Annotated in this window: 13 protein-coding genes; 11 read left to right on the top strand and 2 right to left on the bottom strand. The window is 67.0% G+C overall.

What is annotated here, in order from left to right; genetic code table 11:
- The first annotated feature begins 7 nt into the window (after nt 1-7).
- The 3 genes from QPK27_RS20110 to zwf all read left to right on the top strand — a co-directional run bounded on the left by QPK27_RS20110 (nt 8) and on the right by zwf (nt 6,637).
- On the top strand, nt 8-1,873 hold the full coding sequence (locus tag QPK27_RS20110; RefSeq protein WP_290419953.1) for a glycoside hydrolase family 28 protein: 1,866 nt from the start codon (nt 8-10) through the stop codon (nt 1,871-1,873).
- Nucleotides 1,874-2,052: 179 nt separating this feature from the next.
- A complete protein-coding gene (locus QPK27_RS20105) occupies nt 2,053-5,001 on the top strand; it encodes a TonB-dependent receptor (RefSeq protein WP_290419952.1) in 2,949 nt (982 codons plus the stop codon).
- A gap of 169 nt (nt 5,002-5,170) precedes the next feature.
- Nucleotides 5,171-6,637 (top strand): glucose-6-phosphate dehydrogenase, encoded by a 1,467-nt coding sequence (zwf, locus tag QPK27_RS20100; RefSeq protein ID WP_290419951.1) that lies wholly within the window; start codon nt 5,171-5,173, stop codon nt 6,635-6,637.
- 315 nt (nt 6,638-6,952) lie between these two features.
- On the opposite strand, the gene QPK27_RS20095 is transcribed toward zwf, so the two are convergent.
- Nucleotides 6,953-7,441, bottom strand: coding sequence for a MarR family winged helix-turn-helix transcriptional regulator (locus QPK27_RS20095; RefSeq protein ID WP_290419950.1), 489 nt, complete (start codon nt 7,439-7,441; stop codon nt 6,953-6,955).
- 36 nt (nt 7,442-7,477) lie between these two features.
- On the opposite strand from QPK27_RS20095, the gene QPK27_RS20090 reads away from it, so the two are divergent.
- Nucleotides 7,478-8,218: a siderophore-interacting protein gene (locus tag QPK27_RS20090; RefSeq protein WP_290419949.1), complete on the top strand. Its 741-nt coding sequence runs from the start codon at nt 7,478-7,480 to the stop codon at nt 8,216-8,218.
- A 2-nt stretch (nt 8,219-8,220) separates the two neighbouring features.
- Here the strand turns inward: QPK27_RS20090 and QPK27_RS20085 are convergent, their stop codons facing one another.
- A complete protein-coding gene (locus QPK27_RS20085) occupies nt 8,221-9,153 on the bottom strand; it encodes a 2-hydroxyacid dehydrogenase (protein WP_290419948.1) in 933 nt (310 codons plus the stop codon).
- Nucleotides 9,154-9,301: 148 nt separating this feature from the next.
- On the opposite strand from QPK27_RS20085, the gene QPK27_RS20080 reads away from it, so the two are divergent.
- From QPK27_RS20080 to QPK27_RS20050, 7 genes are all read left to right on the top strand, one after another.
- Complete coding sequence (locus QPK27_RS20080) at nt 9,302-9,631, top strand: hypothetical protein (RefSeq protein ID WP_290419947.1); 330 nt, start codon at nt 9,302-9,304, stop codon at nt 9,629-9,631.
- 176 nt (nt 9,632-9,807) lie between these two features.
- Nucleotides 9,808-10,938: a DUF1624 domain-containing protein gene (locus QPK27_RS20075; RefSeq protein ID WP_290419946.1), complete on the top strand. Its 1,131-nt coding sequence runs from the start codon at nt 9,808-9,810 to the stop codon at nt 10,936-10,938.
- A 49-nt stretch (nt 10,939-10,987) separates the two neighbouring features.
- Entirely contained in the window at nt 10,988-12,016 is a 1,029-nt protein-coding gene (locus tag QPK27_RS20070; protein ID WP_290419945.1) for a sugar kinase, read from the top strand.
- Between the two features lie 170 nt (nt 12,017-12,186).
- A complete protein-coding gene (locus QPK27_RS20065) occupies nt 12,187-13,329 on the top strand; it encodes an alpha/beta fold hydrolase (protein WP_290419944.1) in 1,143 nt (380 codons plus the stop codon).
- A gap of 230 nt (nt 13,330-13,559) precedes the next feature.
- Entirely contained in the window at nt 13,560-14,981 is a 1,422-nt protein-coding gene (locus tag QPK27_RS20060; protein WP_290419943.1) for an APC family permease, read from the top strand.
- A 49-nt stretch (nt 14,982-15,030) separates the two neighbouring features.
- Nucleotides 15,031-15,636, top strand: coding sequence for a class I SAM-dependent methyltransferase (locus tag QPK27_RS20055; RefSeq protein WP_290419942.1), 606 nt, complete (start codon nt 15,031-15,033; stop codon nt 15,634-15,636).
- Between the two features lie 218 nt (nt 15,637-15,854).
- Nucleotides 15,855-18,056: a TonB-dependent siderophore receptor gene (locus tag QPK27_RS20050; protein ID WP_290419941.1), complete on the top strand. Its 2,202-nt coding sequence runs from the start codon at nt 15,855-15,857 to the stop codon at nt 18,054-18,056.
- Nucleotides 18,057-18,088 lie beyond the last annotated feature (32 nt).

The following is an 18,088-nucleotide window of genomic DNA, read 5'->3' as shown; positions in this document are numbered from 1 at the left end:
GAATCCCATGTCTTTTCACCCTAAACGCCGCGCGCTGCTGCGCTCCGTTCCCGCCGCCTCGCTGGTGCTGTCCGGGCTTGGTTTGCATCGCGCGGCCCAGGCCCAGGACGGCGCAGCCGCCGCTGCCGCTGCCGTCGCCAGTGGCGCCAATCCGGACCCGTGGAAGCGCGCCGCCGACATCGTCGCCCGCTTCGCCACGCCGCTCGCCTTCCGCAACGAGGACTTCCCGATCACGGCCCACGGCGCCAAGCCGTGCACGCTGGTGCAGGTGAAGGGCCAGGTCGCGTCGCTGGTCGAGGGCACGCTGCACACGCCGGCCCCGAATTCGCCCGACTGCTACCCGGCGATCGCCTCCGCCATCGCCGCCTGCCACGCCAGGGGCGGCGGCCGCGTGCTGATCCCGAAGGGAGAGTGGTACTGCGCCGGCCCGATCGTGCTGCGCTCGAACGTGCACGTGCACCTGGCGGCCGGCGCGCGCGTGCACTTCGCGGCGAATCCGGCCCACTACGCGCGCCACGGAGAGCACGATTGCGGCGCCAACGGCAAGCTGGTGCTGTCGCGCTGGCAGGGCAACGATTGCCTGAACTATTCGCCGATGGTGTACGCCATCAACCAGAGCAATATCGCGCTCACCGGCGAGGACTGGACCAGCATCCTGAACGGCCAGGGCGGCGTGCCGTTCGAGCCGGGCTTCGCCGAAGGACCCGAATGCTGGTGGGACTGGAAGGGCCGCGGCAAGCCGGTACGCAAGCGCACCGAAGTCTACCCCAACCCGAACAACCCGGCGCTCGACAAGGTGGCGCCCGGCATCGACGCGCGGCGCCAGGCCAGCATCCAGGGACAAGGCGACCGCTGGCAGACCGACTCGCGCTACCTGCCGGCGCTGTCCGAGGCCGGCGTGCCGGCGACCCGGCGCGTGTTCGGCCACGGCCACTTTTTGCGTCCCTGCATGATCGAACTGATCGGCTGCAACAAGGTGCTGCTGCAGGGTTACCAGGTGAATGCCGCGCCGTTCTGGCTGCACCATCCGGTCGACTGCAAGGACCTGTTGATCCGGCGCGTCAACATGGAAAGCCTGGGCCCGAACAGCGACGGCTTCGACCCGGAGAGCTGCGACGGCGTGCTGGTCGACGACTGCCAGTTCAACAACGGCGACGACTGCATCGCGATCAAGGCCGGCAAGAACCTGGACACCGGCCGCGGCGCCACGCGCAACGTGGTGATCCGCAACTGCGTGATGAACAGCGGCCATGGTGGCGTAACCCTGGGCAGCGAGATGGCGGGCGGCATCGAGCACGTGTATGCCGAGAAGCTCGAGTTCCGCAACACGCACTGGAAGGACGATCCGCTGAACACGGCGATCCGGCTCAAGACCAATATGAACCGCGGCGGCTTCCTGCGCCACCTGTACGTGCGCGACGTGACGCTGCCGCATGGCGTGGCGCTGGAGCCGGGGCTGTACAAGCCGCTGGCGGGCGCACACGAGATCAGGGAACCGGTGGCCTCCAGCGCCGGCGCCATCGTCACCATCGACTGCGACTATGTGCCGGGCGACGACACCATGCGCATCCGGCCGCCGCAGGTGTCGGACATCGACATCCGCAACGTGCGCACCTCCAACGTCGACACCGGCAAGGGCAGCTTCTCGTGCTACCAGGCTTTCGTGCTGCTGGGACCGGTGGCGTCGAGCTTCAACGGCAAGGCCGGCACCCCGATCCTGCCGATCTCGCGCGTGCGCATCAGCGATTCCGATTTCGGCACGCCGCGCAACGCGGACAAGCCGTGGTTCGTGCATAACGCCGTCGACATCACGCTGGACAACGTCACCATCGCGGGCAAACGCTACAACCAGGTTCTCAACAAAAAGACCTGATTGGCGACAGGTCAGGCCAGTAGCGTAAATATTTTTCATCTGGCCTGACCAAAACTCATAAAGTTGCCATAGAATTCCAAAACTGGCCCGACCAGAACTCAAGCAATAAAAACAGTAATAAAAGCAAGTTATTGCGGCACCGGCTTCACACCGCCCCGACAAAAACGCATGGAGACAGCATGACCCAACCCGCCCCGCGCGCAACGCTGCGCAAACTTACCCTGTGCCTGCTCGGCACCGCTTCCATCTCGGCGCTCTCGCTCGGCCCCGCCTTCGCCCAGGAGGTGCAAGCTTCCCCGGCCGCCGCCCCGGGCAACGCCCAGACCGTGGTGGTGACCGGCCTGCGCGCCTCGCTGGAAAGCGCCCTGAACGCCAAGCGCCAGGAAAACGGCATCGTCGACGTGATCAAGTCCGAAGACATGGGCAAGTTTCCTGACACTAATCTTGCAGAATCGCTGCAGCGAGTGCCGGGCGTGGTGATCGACCGCGACGCCGGCGAAGGCCGCAACATCACGGTGCGCGGCCTGGGCCAGGACTTTACCCGGGTGCGCATCAACGGCATCGAGGGCCTGGCCACCACCGGCGGCACCGACAGCTCGGGCGGCACCAACCGCGGCCGCGGCTTCGACTTCAACGTGTTCGCCTCCGAACTGTTCAGCTCGCTCACCGTGCGCAAGAGTTCGTCGGCCGACGTCGACGAAGGCTCGCTCGGCGCCACCGTCGACCTGCAGACGCTGCGCCCGTTCGACCTGCGCGGCCGCAACGCCACCATCGCCGTCAAGGGCAAGTACAACGACGGCTCGAAAAAGACCGATCCGCGCATCGCCTTCATGGTGTCGGACACCTTCTTCGACCGCAAACTGGGCGTGCTGGTCTCGGGCGCCTTCTCCAAGCGCCGCGTGCTGGAAGACGGCTTCAGCACGGTGCGCTGGGATAACGGTCCATCCTCCGGCGGCTGGTGCGCGCCACAGGGCGTGACCGCCAACCCGAGCAACTCGACCGCGACCACCTGCGGCCCGGCCGCGCAAGGCGCCGAGCGTCTGCCGGGCACGCCGCAGAACATCGCCGCCTACAACGCCGCCAGCGACCCGAACAACTTCCACCCGCGCCTGCCGCGCTACGGCCGCCTGACCCACGACCAGGACCGCCTGGGCCTGACCGGCTCGGTGCAATGGCGCCCGCAGCGCGGCACCCTGCTCACCTTCGACATGCTGTACTCGAAGCTGGACGCGACGCGCCAGGAAGACTTCCTGCAGGCGACCTCGTTCAGCCGCAGCGGCAGCCAGGGCGGCAAGCCGCAGGTCGGCGTGCTGGAAGCCGAGTATTCGCCGAGCGGCCAGCTGCTGTACGGCCGCTACAATAACGTCGACCTGCGCTCCGAGCAGCGCTTCGACGAACTGAAGACCACCTTCACCCAGCCGACCCTGACGCTGGAACACAAGCTGAGCGACACCCTGAGCTTCAGCGCCAAGTACGGCCGCGCCGAATCCAAGTTCCGCAATCCGATCCAGACCACGGTGACGCTCGATGCGCTCAACGTCGACGGCTACGCCATCGACTTCCGCGGCAGCGACCGCCGTCCGGTGATTACCTACCCGATCGACGTCAACGGCAGCGGCATGGGCCTGATCGGCGTGCCGCAGGTGGCCAGCGGCGCCCAGCCGACCACGGTGCCGAACACCACCACCAGCGAAATCCGCATCCGTCCGCAAGGCACCGACAACGTCAACAACGTCGGCCAGTTCGACCTGGCGTGGGAAGCCAGCGAAGCGCTGACCTTCAAGGGCGGCGTCAATTCGAAAAAGTACAGCTCGGATACCTACGAGTTCCGCCGCGTCAACCAGAACGACACCATCTTCGCCCCGCCGGCCGGCGCCACGGGTCTGACCACCAATCTAACCGGCTTCGGCAGCAACCTCGGCATGCCGGCCGGGAACGCCACCGGCTGGGTGGTGCCGAACCTGCAGGCGATCGCCGCCGCCTACGACATCTACTGCAACTGCATCAAGAGCGGCCCGGCGGGCGGTCCCGGCGACTTCACGCTGTCGTCGATCGAGAACGGCAATGCGCGCGGCAACAACCGCTCGGTCACCGAGAAATCGAATGGCATCTACCTGATGGGCGAATTCCGCACCGATTTGTGGAACATCCCGCTGCGCGGCAACTTCGGCGTGCGCCACGTGAAGACCGAACTGGAAACCATCGGCTACCAGGCGGCCGGCGGCGGCACCGCCGTCAAGGTCGAGCACGACTACAAGGACACCCTGCCGTCGTTCAACGTGGCGGCGAATGTCACCGACGCGTTCATCGTGCGCTTCGGCGCGGCCAAGGTGATGACCCGTCCGCAGCTGGGCTTCCTGTCGCCGGGCGGCAGCATCGCCACTACCGGCAACCTGTCGATCAACTCCGGCAACCCATTCCTGAAACCGTTCCGCGCAAAGACCTTCGACAGCAGCTTCGAGTACTACTTCTCGAACAAGGCCTTCGTCGGCCTGGGCCTGTTCCAGAAGAACATCGACACCTACATCCAGAGCCTGCGCACCAACGTCGCCTTCCGCGACTCGGGCCTGCCGCTGTCGCTGCTGCCGGCCAACTTCACGGGCGAGGAAATGTTCCAGCTGACGCAGCCGGTGAATACCGACGGTGGCAAGCTGAAAGGTTTCGAGGTCAACTGGCAGCAGCCGTTCACCTTCCTGCCGGGCTGGGGCCGCAACTTCGGCACGCTGCTGAACTACACCAAGGTGTCGTCGAAGATCAACTACGCGGTTTCGCCGACCAGCAACGAGAGCATCACCGACGACTTGCTGAACCTGTCGCCGAAGTCGTGGAACGCCACCTTCTTCTATGACGACGGCAAGTTCAGCGCGCGCCTGTCGGGTTCCAAGCGTTCGGGCTTCATCACCCGCGTGCCGGGGCAGAACAACAATGACGTCGAGGGCAAGAACGAGACCTTCAACGTCGACCTGTCGATTTCGTACAAGGTCAACGAGCGGCTCGAGTTCACGCTGGAGGGTGTGAATCTGACCAATGAGGAGAACGACCAGTTCATCAGCCGGGCGCGCAACAGCGTGGTGGTGAACAACGTGACCGGGCGCGAATACCTGGCCGGGCTGCGTTACAAGTTCTGACCGATCTTCCTGTAGTGCTCTCCTGGCCCGCCGCGTGCGGGCCTTTTTTCGTCCTGCAATGCCATGCTGCGACATGTCAGCTTATTCAGAGAATCGCCGTAGTTAGGCTACAATCAGGTGCGACATGCACCACGCCGAAGCGTTCATCCCAACCGTTAGCGAAAGACCCATGACCACCTCGACCGAGCACGATACCGGACTTCCCCTCGACATGACCATCTTTGGCGGCATGGGCGACCTTGCGATGCGCAAGCTCCTGCCCGCCCTGTACATGGCCTTCCTGCACGGCAACCTGCCGCCATCGACCCGCATCCTGTCGACCGGCCGCCAGGACTACGACCGCGCCGCCTACCTGGCGTTTGTCGAGGAACATTCGCGCTCGTTCATCACCGAAGCCAACTTCAACGAGAAAACGTGGGCCGGCTTCCTCGAGCTGCTGGTCTACGTGCGCTTGGACGTGTCGGCCGCGCCGCTGTTCGACAGCCTGCGCGAAGCCTCGCGCGACGGCGCGCAGCGCGTGTTCTACCTGGCTACGGCGCCGTCGCTGTTCACGATGATCTGCGACAAGCTGGCCGCCACCGGCCTGGTCGACGACAACGCGCGCGTGGTGCTGGAAAAGCCGTTGGGCCGCGACCTGGCCTCGGCGGTCGAGATCAACGAGGCGGTCGGCAAACATTTCGCCGAGTCGCAGATCTACCGCATCGACCATTACCTGGGCAAGGAAACGGTGCAGAATCTGATGGTGCTGCGCTTCGGGAACTCGATCCTGGAACCGCTGTGGCGCGCGCCGAACATCGCCAGCGTGCAGATCACGGTGGCGGAAGAAGTGGGCGTGGGCAGCCGCGCCGGCTTCTACGACAGCGCCGGCGCGATGCGCGACATGGTGCAGAACCACCTGCTGCAGCTGCTGTGCATCGTCGCCATGGAGCCGCCAACCTCGCTGTCGCCAGACGCGGTGCGCGACGAAAAGCTGAAGGTCCTGCGCTCGCTGCGCTGCATGACGCTGGCCGACATCGCGCGCGACACCGTGCGCGGGCAGTACAGCAAGGGCGTGAGCGGCAACCAGGAAGCCAAGGGTTACCACGACGAGAGCAACGTGCCGGCGGACAGCCACACCGAGACCTTCGTCGCCCTGCGCGCCCACATCGACACCTGGCGCTGGTCCAAGGTGCCGTTCTACCTGCGCACCGGCAAGCGCATGCAGCGCCGCTCGTCGAAGATCGTGGTCGAATTCGCCAATCCGCCGTTCCCGCTGTTCCCGCAGTCGCAAGGCAGCGTCGCCAACCGCCTGGTGATCGAGCTGCAGCCGGAAGAAGCGATCAAGCTGCAGATCATGGCCAAGCAGCCGGGCAGCGGGATGGAGATGCAGCAGGTGGCGCTCAATCTCGATCTGCAGTCGGCGTTTGCGCAGCGTCGCGCGGAGGCCTACGAGCGCCTGCTGATCGACGTCGTGCGCGGGCGCCTGACGCACTTCATGCGCCGCGACGAGCTTGAAGCGGCGTGGGAGTGGGTGGAGCCGATCATCAATGGCTGGGAGTCCCTCAACGAGAAGCCGCACCCGTATGCGGCCGGATCGTGGGGGCCGGCGGAGGCGTTTGCGCTGATGGCGCGCGATGGGCATGCGTGGGTGGAGTAAGCGCGATGTACACGGCCGGCTAACGGCAAAGCCGTCGGCTGACCAGCGCAGCCGCACGCCAGTCCCGCACCCTCGGNGCGATGGGCATGCGTGGGTGGAGTAAGCGCGATGTACACGGCCGGCTAACGGCAAAGCCGTCGGCTGACCAGCGCAGCCGCACGCCAGTCCCGCACCCTCGGCAACGTCATCCCCGCGCAGGCGGGGATCCAAGTTCGTTGCGCAGCCACTAACGTTTGCTCAGGTGGCTGCTAGTGCAAACCTGGGTCCCCGCCTTCGCGGTGACGACGGTTTTGAGGGTGCGGAGAAACAGGAACGTCAGCGGTCTTCGCGCGCTTCCAGATTCGCGCGCACGCGCCCGAGCAACGACATCAGCACGGACTTTTCATCGTCCGACACCCCCGCCAGCGCCACTTCGCTCAACGCATCGTTATGCCGGTGCAGCGACGCGAACACCTCCCGCCCCGCGTCGCTGAGCGACAAGCGCGTACTGCGCCGATCGGCTTCATCGGCCACCGCATCGAGCAAACCTGCGTCTCGCAGACCCTTGATCAGGCGCGCCACCTGCGCCTTGTCGCGCCCCGAGTGCGACACCAGCTCGGACAACGTCGCGCCCGGATTCCGGGCAAAATACATCAACGCCTTGACTTCCATATGCGCGAGTTCGTGCGCGCCGGCGCGCAGCCCGCGCAGCTGCTGCGAACGGTAGAGATGCGTGATCGCATGCATCAGCTCGAGCGGGTCGTTACCTGCACTGTCCCGCTTGGCTTCGTGTTTTTGGTTGACTCTATCAACTTCTTTTCGCATAATGGTAGACACTATCAACTAATTCTGGAGTGTAGCATGTCGGAATTCAGTACTCCCGCCAATGTCCCCGTCATCGAACGCGTACGCCACGATCTCAAGATGCGCGACGTCGAAGTGGTCCGCATCGACCAGCTCAGCCCCGGTTTCGCCGCCATTACCTTCAAGGGTGAGGCGCTGTCCGACTTCATTTCGCTCTCGTTCGACGACCACGTCAAGTTCATGTTCGACGGCGCGGACGGACAGCAGGTGCGGCGCGACTATACGCCACGCCGCTTCGACCGTGAAGCGCGCGAACTGACCCTGGAATTCGCCCTGCACGGCCACGGCGGCGCGGCCGAGTGGGCGCGCAATGCGAGCGTCGGCCAGCGCGCCATCATCGGCGGCCCGCGCGGCTCGATGATCCTGCCGCTGGAAATGGATTGGCACCTGCTGATCGGCGACGACAGCGCGCTGCCGGCGATCACGCGCCGCCTGGAAGAGCTGCCGCAGGGTGCACGTGCCCAGGTGGTGATCCTGGCCGACGCCGCCGACCGCCGCGGCTTCTTCACGAATGCGGACGCCGACATCCACTGGGTCGGATCAGGCGACGCATTGATCGCCGTGCTGAGCGGCCTGCCCCTACAGTTGGGCGCCGGCATCGCCTGGGGCGGCGGCGAAGCGGCGCTGATGGTGCGCGTGCGCCAGCTGTTGCTGGACAAGGGACTGCCGCGCCAGGCGACCCGCGTGTCGGCCTACTGGAAGCACGGCGTGCCCGACCACCACGAGCATCTGGACTAAGTTCACACCACCGGCGTAAGCGGCGGCTGGCCCGCGAAATACGCCGTCAGGTTGGCTACCGCCAGCCGTCCCATCGCCCGCCGCGCCTCGACCGTGAAGCTGCCCACGTGCGGCGTCAGCACCACGTTCTCGAGCGCGCGTAGCGCGGCCGGTACTTCGGGCTCGCGTTCGAACACGTCCAGGCCGGCCGCGCCGAGCCGTCCGCTTTCCAGCGCCGCGATCAAGGCCGCTTCATCCAGCACCGAGCCGCGCGCGATGTTCACCAGCGTGCCTTCCGGCCCCAGCGCCTCGACCACTTCGGCGCCGATCATGCGCGTGGTCTCGGCGCCGCCGGGCATGCACAGCACCAGCATGTCGCTCTCCTCCGCCAGCCCCAAGAGCGACTCGCTGCGCCGCTCGGGCATCGGCCCGGCGCTACGCTGGTAGTAGCGGATCTCGACGCCGAACGCCTGCAGGCGATTGGCCACCGCCTGGCCGATGCGGCCGAAACCGACGATGCCGGCCACCTTGCCGCGCAGGCTGCGCGCCTGCGTCAGCGGCGCCTTGGCGGGCCAGCGCTCGTCGCGCACGTAGCGGTCCAGCAGCGGAAGGCGGCGCACCGCGGCCAGCAGCAACAGCACCGCGAAGTCGGCCACGTCGTCGGTCAGGACGTCCGGCGTGTTGGTGAGGCGGATGCCGCGCGCGGCCAGCAGGTCCAGCGGCACCGCATCGACGCCGACGCCGTGCACCGACACGATCTCGAGCGCCGGCAGGCTGGCCACCAGTGCCGGCGTCACGCCCACGGTGCCGCTGGTGAGCACGCCGCGGATGCGCGGCGCGATCGCGTCGAATTCAGGGTCGCCCGCCTGCGGGATGCCGCTCGTGAAATGGCACTCGAACGCAGTTTGTATCTGCTCGCGCACCTCGGCCGACCATACGCTTCCCAACACTAGCATTTCCGGTTTCATTCGTTCGCTTCCTCGGTGATTCGGTAAGAATATCGATGTCGAGTATGCCAGAGCGATTCGCGGCTTGCTGGCCGTGGCTTTTTGTCGTTGCCGGATATGGAGTACAATTTTTGGCTTGATCCACGCAAGAGCGACGATGACAGGCACCCAACGACACCGACAGCCCCAGGCCGCCGCGCGCGGCCGGCTGCTGGCGTGGCTCGCCGCCATCGCCCTGCTCCTGCAGTTGTTCGCTGCGGTCGGCCACGATCACGAGAAGCAGTCCAGGACGCAGGAATGCGTCGCCTGCGCCGTTCAGGCGCAGGCCCACGCCGCGCCGCCGGCCCTTGGGCTGGCGCCGTTCGCTTACCAACCCATCCTGCTGCAACTGGTCACGACCACGAAGGCCGGTGGTCCGTTCGTCATCCATGCCAGCCGGCTGCTGCCGCAACCGCACGCGCCGCCCTCGTTCCAGCTCTCCGCCTGACGCCGCGCGTCCATGTTCGCCATGGACGCGCGCAGCCGCATGCTTACGGCTGCCGCTGCACGCCATTCAAGACCGCGCCGCAAGTTGCAAGGCGGCGCACCACAGCAGAGACTCATGACGTTGATTCGTACCTCCGATTTCCCAGCCGCCGCCCTTCCATCAGCAAGGAGCGCCCCATGACCGCCGCCAGCAAGCGCATTGCCTCGATCGACGTGGCGCGTGGCCTGGTCATGCTCCTGATGACGGTCGACCACGTGCGCGAGACTTTCTTCCTGCAGCACCAGGTCAGCGACCCGATGGACGCCGCCACGACCGACCCGGGCCTGTTCTTCACCCGCCTGGCCGCACACTTCTGCGCGCCGATGTTCGTGTTCCTCACCGGCCTGTCGGCCTGGCTGTACGCCAATCCGGCGGGCGGGCCGCGCGACGCCACCGGCTTCCTGGCCAAGCGCGGCGCCTTCCTGATCCTGCTCGAGATCGTGGTCGTCAACTTCGCCTGGACCGGCAGCTTCACGCCGCACACCATCTACCTGCAGGTGATCTGGGCCATCGGCCTGTCGATGCTGGCGCTGGCGCTGCTGCATCGCCTGCCGCTGGCCGTGCTCGCGGTGGCGGGCCTGGTCATCGTCGGCGGCCACAATGCGCTGGCCGGCCTGTCGTTCGAACCGGGCGGCATGCCCGCGTCGCTGTGGACCGTGCTGGAACAGCGCGGCTTCTTGCTGGAGGATCCGGTGCGGGTGAAGATCAGCTACCCGCTGCTGGCCTGGATCGGCGTGATCCTGCTCGGCTACGCCTGCGGCCCACTGTATGCGCGCGCCACCGCGCCCGAGCTGCGCCGGCGCTGGCTGGCGCTGCTCGGCCTGGCCTGCCTGGCGCTGCTGCTGGTGCTGCGCACCTGGAACATCTACGGCGAGACTCAGCCGTGGGCGCCGCAGGCCGACGTCGTGCGCAGCGCGATGTCGTACCTGAACTTCACCAAGTATCCGCCCTCGCTCGATTTCATCCTGATGACACTCGGCGTCGGCCTGCCGCTGCTGGCCTTGCTCGAACGGTTTGATGCCGGCTGGACCCGCGTGGCGGCGGTGTTCGGCGGCGCGCCGCTGTTTTTCTACATCCTGCACCTGTACCTGCTGCTGGCCGCGCAACACATCGCGGCCGCCATGCTGGGGGTGCCGCGCGCCGACGTCGACCACGTGTGGCAGGTGTGGCTCGGCGCGGCGGTCGTGTCGGCGCTGCTGTACTGGCCGACGCGCCGCTTCGGCGACTACAAGCGGGTGACGACCAGGGCCTGGGTGAAATACCTGTAGGCGGCACGACCTCGTCTATACTGGCTTTCTTGTCCCGCGAGGAGCCGCCATGCTTGACCCGAACCGATCCACCCGTCCGCGCGTCGTCTGTTTCGGCGAGCTGCTGCTGCGCTTGTCCGCGCCCGAGGGCCGCCTGCTGCAGCACGCCGCGGCGCTCGACCTGTGCGTCGGCGGCGCCGAGGCAAATATGGCCGTGTCACTCGCCACCCTGGGCCACGACGCGGCGATGGTCAGCCGGGTGCCCGGCAACGCGCTTGGCCAGGCCGCGGTCGATGCGCTGCGCATGCATGGCGTCGACGTGGCGAACGTGGCGCGCGCCGAAGGGCGCATGGGCCTGTACTTCCTGACCCCGGGCGCGGTGCTGCGTCCTTCCGAGATCGTCTACGACCGCGCCGGCTCCGCCTTTGCCAATGCCGCGCCGGACGCTTACGACTGGAACGCGTTGCTGCGCGGCGCCGACTGGCTGCACGTATCGGGCATTTCGCCGGCGGTGGGCGACGGTCCCGCGCGCGCGGTGCTGGAAGCGATGCGCACGGCGCGCGAACTGGGCATAAAGATCGCCTTCGACGGCAACTACCGCGCCTCGCTGTGGGCGGCACGCGGCGACGATGGCGCCGCGACCCTGCGCGCACTGTTCGCGCAGGCCGACCTGGCCTTCGCCGGGGCGCGCGACTTCGCCCTGGTGCTGGGCCGGCCCGAACTGGCCGACTCGGGACGCGAGGACGAAGCCATCGGCGCCGCCTTCGCCGCCTTCCCGCACCTGGCCTGGATCGCGCACACCGGCCGCCGCCAGCACGGCGTCGGCCACCACGAGCTGGACGCCCACCTGCACACCCGCGACGGCGCGCACACGGCCGGACCGTGCACGCTGCAGCACATCGTCGACCGTATCGGCACGGGCGACGCCTTCGCCGCCGGCATTCTCGATGGCTTGCTGCGCGGCGCGGCGCCGGATGAGGTCGCAGCGTTCGGCCTGGGCGCGGCAGCGATGAAGCATTCGATCGCCGGCGACTTCAGCCCCGCGTCGCGCGCCCAGATCGAAGCGATCATGGATGGCGCGCTCGACGTCAAACGCTGACTGCGAGCACGGTTTCCGCTGCCCGAATGAAAGAGAAATAGCTTCACGGCTAAAATCCAAAACACCGGATTTAGCCCATCGCAAACCCCCGCGCGGTTCCGCGCGTGCGCGCTTGGACAGCGCGTGCAGCAGGCGTAAAGTCGCGTGATTGCCTTTTGGATGGGATCGCCATGTACGCAATGAACTGGAACACCCTGGATACACTCGGGCCGCAGGCCCTGAAGGACATGGACCGCCGGCGCCAGGCCAAGGGCGCGCTGCTCGAGCGCGCCGGCTACGGCCCGCAGCGCACCCCCTCGCACGTGCTGCATGCCCAGCCGGGCCTGAATCTGCTGAGCTACGCCGGCGCAAGGAGCGACGGCCCGCCGGTGCTGCTGGTACCGGCGCCGATCAAGCGCTCGTACATCTGGGACATGGCGCCCGAGATCAGCGTGGTGCGGCGCTGGCTGGAACGCGGCTACCGCGTCTACCTGGCCGAGTGGGTGCCGACGCCAGAGGGCGACAGCGAGGTCGGCCTGGCGGACTACGGCGACCGCCTGCTGACCGTGTGCCAGGACAAGATCGCCGAGGACAGCGGCCAGGACCGGATGATCATCGCCGGCCATTCGCTGGGCGGTATCCTGGCTGCGATCTACAGCGCCGCCCATCCCGAGCGGGTGGCCGCCACGGTCCTGCTGGAAGCGCCGCTGCGCTTTGCCCACGCCCACTGCTGCTTCACGCCGCTGGTCAAGGCGACGCCGGACGCACGCGCGATCGCGAATGCCTTCCGCCACGTGCCGGGCGTATTCCTCAACATGATGAGCGCCATGGCCGAGCCGCAAGCCTTCCAGTGGGAGCGCATCATCGACCGCAACCTGTCGCTGCTCGACCCGCAGGCGATGACGACCCACATGCGGGTCGAGCGCTGGACCCACGACGAGTTCGCCCTTCCCGGCAAGCTGTTCACCGAGATCGTCGAAGCGCTGTACCGGCGCGACGACTTCATGCAGGGGCGCCTGCTCATCGGCACGCGCACGCTCGGTCCGCAAGACCTGCGCGCGCCATTGATGACGGTAGTCGACTTCCGCAGCAAGGTGATTCCTCCGCAGTCGGTGCTGCCGTTCCACGAGGCGGCCGGGAGCGAGCGCAAGCAGGTGCTGTCGTATGGCGGCGACATCGGCGTCAACCTGCAGCACGTGGGCGTGCTGGTTGGGCGCAGTGCGCACGCGACGCTGTGGCCGCAGATCTTCGCGTGGCTGGGCGCGCCGGCGGCCACGCCGCTGCTGACGGCGCCGGGCGCAGCCCCGACTGCCGCGCCGGCCGCCGCACAATGAGATGACGCGCGTCGGCGCAGGCGTAATTGACACGCACGCGGGGTCGCGCCCCCGGCGCCGCCCGCCTGAAGGTCGCGCATTCAAATGTGCGACGCCTGCTGGACAGGCTCGATAAGATCCAAAGCTGTTCCGAAAAGCGGGCGAGCGGCGGTGGTTCCACACGTTCCCCTCCGTCAACCACGTGCGGCGCCGTCCTGCGGCCGCCGCGCCTTGCGCAGCCCCCTTTCGACATGGATGCCATCGAAGCAGAACGCACCGCATCAGCCGCCCCCGGCACGCGCGTGCGGCCCACCATCGGCCTGCGCGAAGCGGTCGCCATCATCGTCGGCGTGGTCATCGGCGCCGGCATCTTCAAGTCACCCTCGCTGGTTGCCGGCCTGAGCGGTGGCGCGGGCCAGATGTTCGGCCTGTGGATCATGGGCGGCGTGGTGTCCCTGATCGGCGCGCTGTGCTACGCCGAACTGACCACCGCCTATGCCCATCCGGGCGGCGACTACCATTACCTGCAGCGCGCCTTTGGCCGCTCGGTCTCCTTCCTGTTCGGCTGGGCGCGCTTCTCGGTGATCACCACCGGCTCGATCGCCCTGCTCGGCTTCGTGTTCGGCGACTACATGCAGCAAGCCATTCCCTTGACGATGCTGCCGGCCGGCTGGGGCAGCACGGCGTACGCGGTGGCGGTGATCGTCGCGCTGTCGCTGCTGAACCTGCACGGCATCCGCGCCGGCACCGGGGCCCAGACCGTGCTGACGCTGACCGAGATCCTGGGCCTGCTGTTGATCGTCGGCGCGGCCGCCCTGTTCGCCGATCCGGCGCCGGTGGCGGCTTCAAGCGCTGCTCCGGCCGAAGACGCCGGCGGCGGCGCTCTCACCGCTTCGCTCGGCATGGCGATGGTGTTCGTGCTGCTGACCTACGGCGGCTGGAACGAGGCCGCCTACATCAGCGCGGAGATGCGCAGCGGGCCGCGCGGCATGGTCACCGCGCTGACGGCGGGCATCGTCATCATCACCGTGCTGTATCTGCTGGTGACCTGGGCCTACTGGAAAGTGCTCGGCATGGAAGGCATGGCCGCTTCGGAGGCGGTGGCGGCCGACGTGATGCAGCAAACCTTCGGTCCAACAGGCGGTAAATTGATCTCGGTGCTGGTGGCGGTATCCGCGCTGACGTCGATCAACGCCACCATGATCGTCGGCGCCCGCACCGGCTACGCCATGGGTTGCGATTGGGGCCCGCTGCGGCGCATGGCCGAATGGGATGGCGAGCGTGGCACGCCCAGGGTTGCCATGACCGTGCAATGCGTCGCCGCGCTGGCGCTGGTCGGCATCGGCGCGGCGCTGGGCAGCGGCTTCAAGGCGATGGTCGAATTCACCGCGCCGGTATTCTGGCTGTTCTTCCTGCTCACCGGCATCTCGCTGTTCGTGCTGCGCCGGCGCGAACCGCATACCCCGCGTCCGTTCAAGGTGCCGCTGTATCCGATCCTGCCGCTGCTGTTCTGCGCCAGCTGCGCCTATATGCTGTGGTCGAGCCTTTCCTACGTCTCCAGCCAGACGCTCGGCGGCCTGAACGCGGCGTGGATCGGCGTCGCCGTGCTGGCCTGCGGCGGCGTCTTGCTGCTGTTGCTGCGATCGCACAAGGACCGGCGAGTGCCGAAATAAGGCATAACGATTTCCCTGCAGCGTCCCCCCCACCCAAGGAGATGTCCCCATGAACCCGCAACCACGCCGCCGTACCCTGTTGTTGTCCGCCGCCGCTCTGGGCGGCACGTCGCTGATCCCGTTCGGGCGCGCGCTCGCCCAGTCCGGCGCCACCGCAACCGCCACGCCGCCGCGCCTGGACGTGCCCTATGTGCCGACGCCGCAGGAAGTGGTCGACAAGATGCTCGACCTGGCCAAGGTCGGCAAGAACGACGTGCTGTACGACCTGGGCTGCGGCGACGGGCGCATCGTCGTCACCGCCGCCAAGGAACGTGGCGCGCGCGGCACCGGCATCGACCTCGACCCGGCCCGCATCGCCGAGGCCAGGGAGAACGCGAAGAAGGCCGGCGTGTCCGAGCGTGCCTCGTTCCGTGTCGGCGACCTGTTCAAGACCGACGTCTCGTCGGCCACCGTGGTCACGCTCTACCTGCTGCCGACCGTCAACGCCAAACTGCGCCCTCAGCTGTGGAAGCAATTGAAGGTCGGCACGCGCGTGGTGTCGCACGCCTTCGACATGGGCAGCGAATGGCCGGCCGAGAAGACGGTCGAGGTCGACGGCCGCACGATTTATTACTGGACCATCACCGAGGCCAACAAGAAAGAAGCGGCTGCCTGAAGCAGGCCGATCATCCCTCCACCGCCGGCTGCCTGCGTTGCGGCCGGCGATACCGTTGCATCTACCTCGCACGGCGATGCAAAAATCGCTATGTTGCATCCTGGTATTGACAATTAAATGAGAATGGTTATCATTCATGGGATTTCATGATAACCGGATCGCGCTACCCTTCTGTAACCGGGTCCGGCAGCCACTCACCGTCAACAACAGGAAAAAAGATGGAACTGCAGGTCAGCGCCGCAGGGCGCCGCACTACCCGCATGAGCAAACTGGCCCTCGCCCTCGGCATGGCATTCCCCGCCGTCGCCATGGCGCAAGTCACCGACGCCGGCACCACCCGCATGCAGCAGGTCGAAGTGCAGGCCCAGAAGGTCACCGACAACGGCGCCTACACCATCGGCGCGACCCGCACCGCGACCCCGCTCGACATGTCGCTGCGCGAGACCCCGCAATCGGTGTCGGTGATCACCCAGCAGCGCATCATCGACCAGAACCTGCTCTCCATCACCGACGTCGCCAACAACGTCACCGGCGTCTCGGTCAACCAGTACGAAACCCACCGCGGCGGCTTCGTGTCGCGCGGCTTCGACATCGACAACCTGCAGGTCGACAGCATCCCGACCACCTGGAACCAGGCCTGGAGCTCGGGTGAAGTGATGGGCAGCCTGGCGCAGTACGACCGCGTCGAAGTGGTGCGCGGCGCCACCGGCCTGATGACCGGCGCCGGCAATCCGTCGGCCGCGATCAACCTGGTCCGCAAGCGCGCTTCCAGCAAACAACTGGCCGGCAGCGCCGAAGTGACGGTGGGCCGCTGGGACAAGCGGCGCGTGATGGCCGATGTCTCGACCGCGCTGAACGAATCGGGCAGCGTGCGCGGCCGCGTGGTGGGCGAATACGTCGACAGCGACAGCTGGGTGCAGTTCATCAAGAACAACGAACACACCTTCTACGCCACCGTCGAGGCCGACCTGGCCAAGGGTAGCAAGCTGAGCGCCGGCTTCAGCCGCCAGCAGATCTCGCCGGAAGGCTCGATGTGGGGCGGCCTGCCGTACCGCTACTCGGACGGCACGCTCACCAACTGGGACCGCTCGAAGACCACCGCCACGCCGTGGACGCGCAACGCCAGCTCGGCCAACAACACCTTCGTCGAACTGGATCACCGCTTCGCCAACGGCTGGAACCTGCGCGCCACCTACACCCGCGGCGAGCGTGAAGGCGATTCGCACCTGCTGTACCTGTCGGGCGTGCCCGACCGCGTCAGCGGCGAGGGCCTGGGTTCGTTCCCGGCCTCGTACCTGACCCATTCGGTGCAGAACGACTTCAGTCTGCATCTGAACGGCGACTACGAGGCGGGCGGGCGCCGCCACGAAGCCGCGTTCGGCTACCTGCACGCCAACAACGACTTCAACTCGGACCAGCGCGCCGCCACCTATCCGGGCCAGCCGGGCGGCATGGCGCCGCCGGTGGGCGACATCAACAACTGGGACGGCAGCTACCTCGAGCCGACCTGGGCGCCGCGCGCCTTCTACGAGCGCAGCGAACTGACCCAGCAGGGCCTGTACGGCATGACGCGCCTGAACCTGAGCGACACCCTCAAGCTGGTGCTGGGCGCGCGCCTGACCCGGTACGACAAGGAAGGCGTGGGCGTGTTCACCACCGCCTACCGCATGAAGTACGACAATGAAGTCACGCCGTATGCAGGCCTGACGCTGGACCTGAACGACACCTATTCGGTCTACGCCAGCTATACCGACATCTTCCAGCCGCAGAACCTGAAAGACGTCAACGGCAACCTGCTCGACCCGATCGTCGGCGAAAGCTCGGAAGTGGGCATCAAGGGCGAATTCTTCGACCGCCGCGTGAATGCCGCGCTGGCCGCGTTCTACATCAAGCAGGACAAGCTGGGCCAGCCCGCCGGCGTGTTCGAGCCGGGCAGCGGCCGGCCGGTCGGCGAAGCCTATTACCGCGCCGCCGACGGCGCCACCAGCAAGGGCATCGAGATCGACGTCTCGGGCGAACTCGCGCCGGGCCTGAACGCCGGCCTGGGCTACTCGATCTACCGCGCCAAAGACGCGGACGGCGCCGACTTCAACTCGATCTACCCGCGCAAGCTGCTGCGCACCTTCGCCACCTACCGCCTGCCGGGCGAATGGAGCAAGCTGACCGTCGGCGGCGGCGTCAACTTCGAAGGCCGCACCTGGACCTTCGACCCGTCCCCGGTCGGTGGCGGCCTGGTGGAGCAGAGGTCGTACGCGCTGGTGAACCTGATGGCGCGCTACGAGTTCAGCAAGCAGCTGTCGGCCCAGCTGAACTTCAACAACGTCACCGACCGCAACACGTTCGCGATGTTCGCCGCCTACAACCAGATCACCTATGCCGCGCCGCGCAATGCGTCGCTGACGCTGCGCTACCGTTTCTGATCGCAGGCAGGTAAAAAAAAAAGCGGCGGCGC

This window comes from Massilia sp. YIM B02443 (assembly GCF_030411955.1).
Taxonomy (GTDB): Bacteria; Pseudomonadota; Gammaproteobacteria; order Burkholderiales; family Burkholderiaceae_D; genus Telluria.
The sequence above is the reverse complement of the archived record's forward strand: the minus strand, read 5'-3'. Positions and strand labels throughout refer to the sequence as shown.

What these genes read in the sequence shown, in the direction of transcription:
- QPK27_RS20090 (WP_290419949.1), top strand. Translation starts at nt 7,478, where the DNA reads ATGTCGGAATTCAGTACTCCCGCCAATGTCCCCGTCATCGAACGCGTA.
- QPK27_RS20075 (WP_290419946.1), top strand. Translation starts at nt 9,808, where the DNA reads ATGACCGCCGCCAGCAAGCGCATTGCCTCGATCGACGTGGCGCGTGGC.
- QPK27_RS20105 (WP_290419952.1), top strand. Translation starts at nt 2,053, where the DNA reads ATGACCCAACCCGCCCCGCGCGCAACGCTGCGCAAACTTACCCTGTGC.
- QPK27_RS20065 (WP_290419944.1), top strand. Translation starts at nt 12,187, where the DNA reads ATGTACGCAATGAACTGGAACACCCTGGATACACTCGGGCCGCAGGCC.
- QPK27_RS20070 (WP_290419945.1), top strand. Translation starts at nt 10,988, where the DNA reads ATGCTTGACCCGAACCGATCCACCCGTCCGCGCGTCGTCTGTTTCGGC.
- QPK27_RS20095 (WP_290419950.1), bottom strand. Translation starts at nt 7,441, where the DNA reads ATGCGAAAAGAAGTTGATAGAGTCAACCAAAAACACGAAGCCAAGCGG.
- QPK27_RS20110 (WP_290419953.1), top strand. Translation starts at nt 8, where the DNA reads ATGTCTTTTCACCCTAAACGCCGCGCGCTGCTGCGCTCCGTTCCCGCC.
- QPK27_RS20050 (WP_290419941.1), top strand. Translation starts at nt 15,855, where the DNA reads ATGGAACTGCAGGTCAGCGCCGCAGGGCGCCGCACTACCCGCATGAGC.
- QPK27_RS20060 (WP_290419943.1), top strand. Translation starts at nt 13,560, where the DNA reads ATGGATGCCATCGAAGCAGAACGCACCGCATCAGCCGCCCCCGGCACG.
- QPK27_RS20055 (WP_290419942.1), top strand. Translation starts at nt 15,031, where the DNA reads ATGAACCCGCAACCACGCCGCCGTACCCTGTTGTTGTCCGCCGCCGCT.
- zwf (WP_290419951.1), top strand. Translation starts at nt 5,171, where the DNA reads ATGACCACCTCGACCGAGCACGATACCGGACTTCCCCTCGACATGACC.
- QPK27_RS20085 (WP_290419948.1), bottom strand. Translation starts at nt 9,153, where the DNA reads ATGCTAGTGTTGGGAAGCGTATGGTCGGCCGAGGTGCGCGAGCAGATA.
- QPK27_RS20080 (WP_290419947.1), top strand. Translation starts at nt 9,302, where the DNA reads ATGACAGGCACCCAACGACACCGACAGCCCCAGGCCGCCGCGCGCGGC.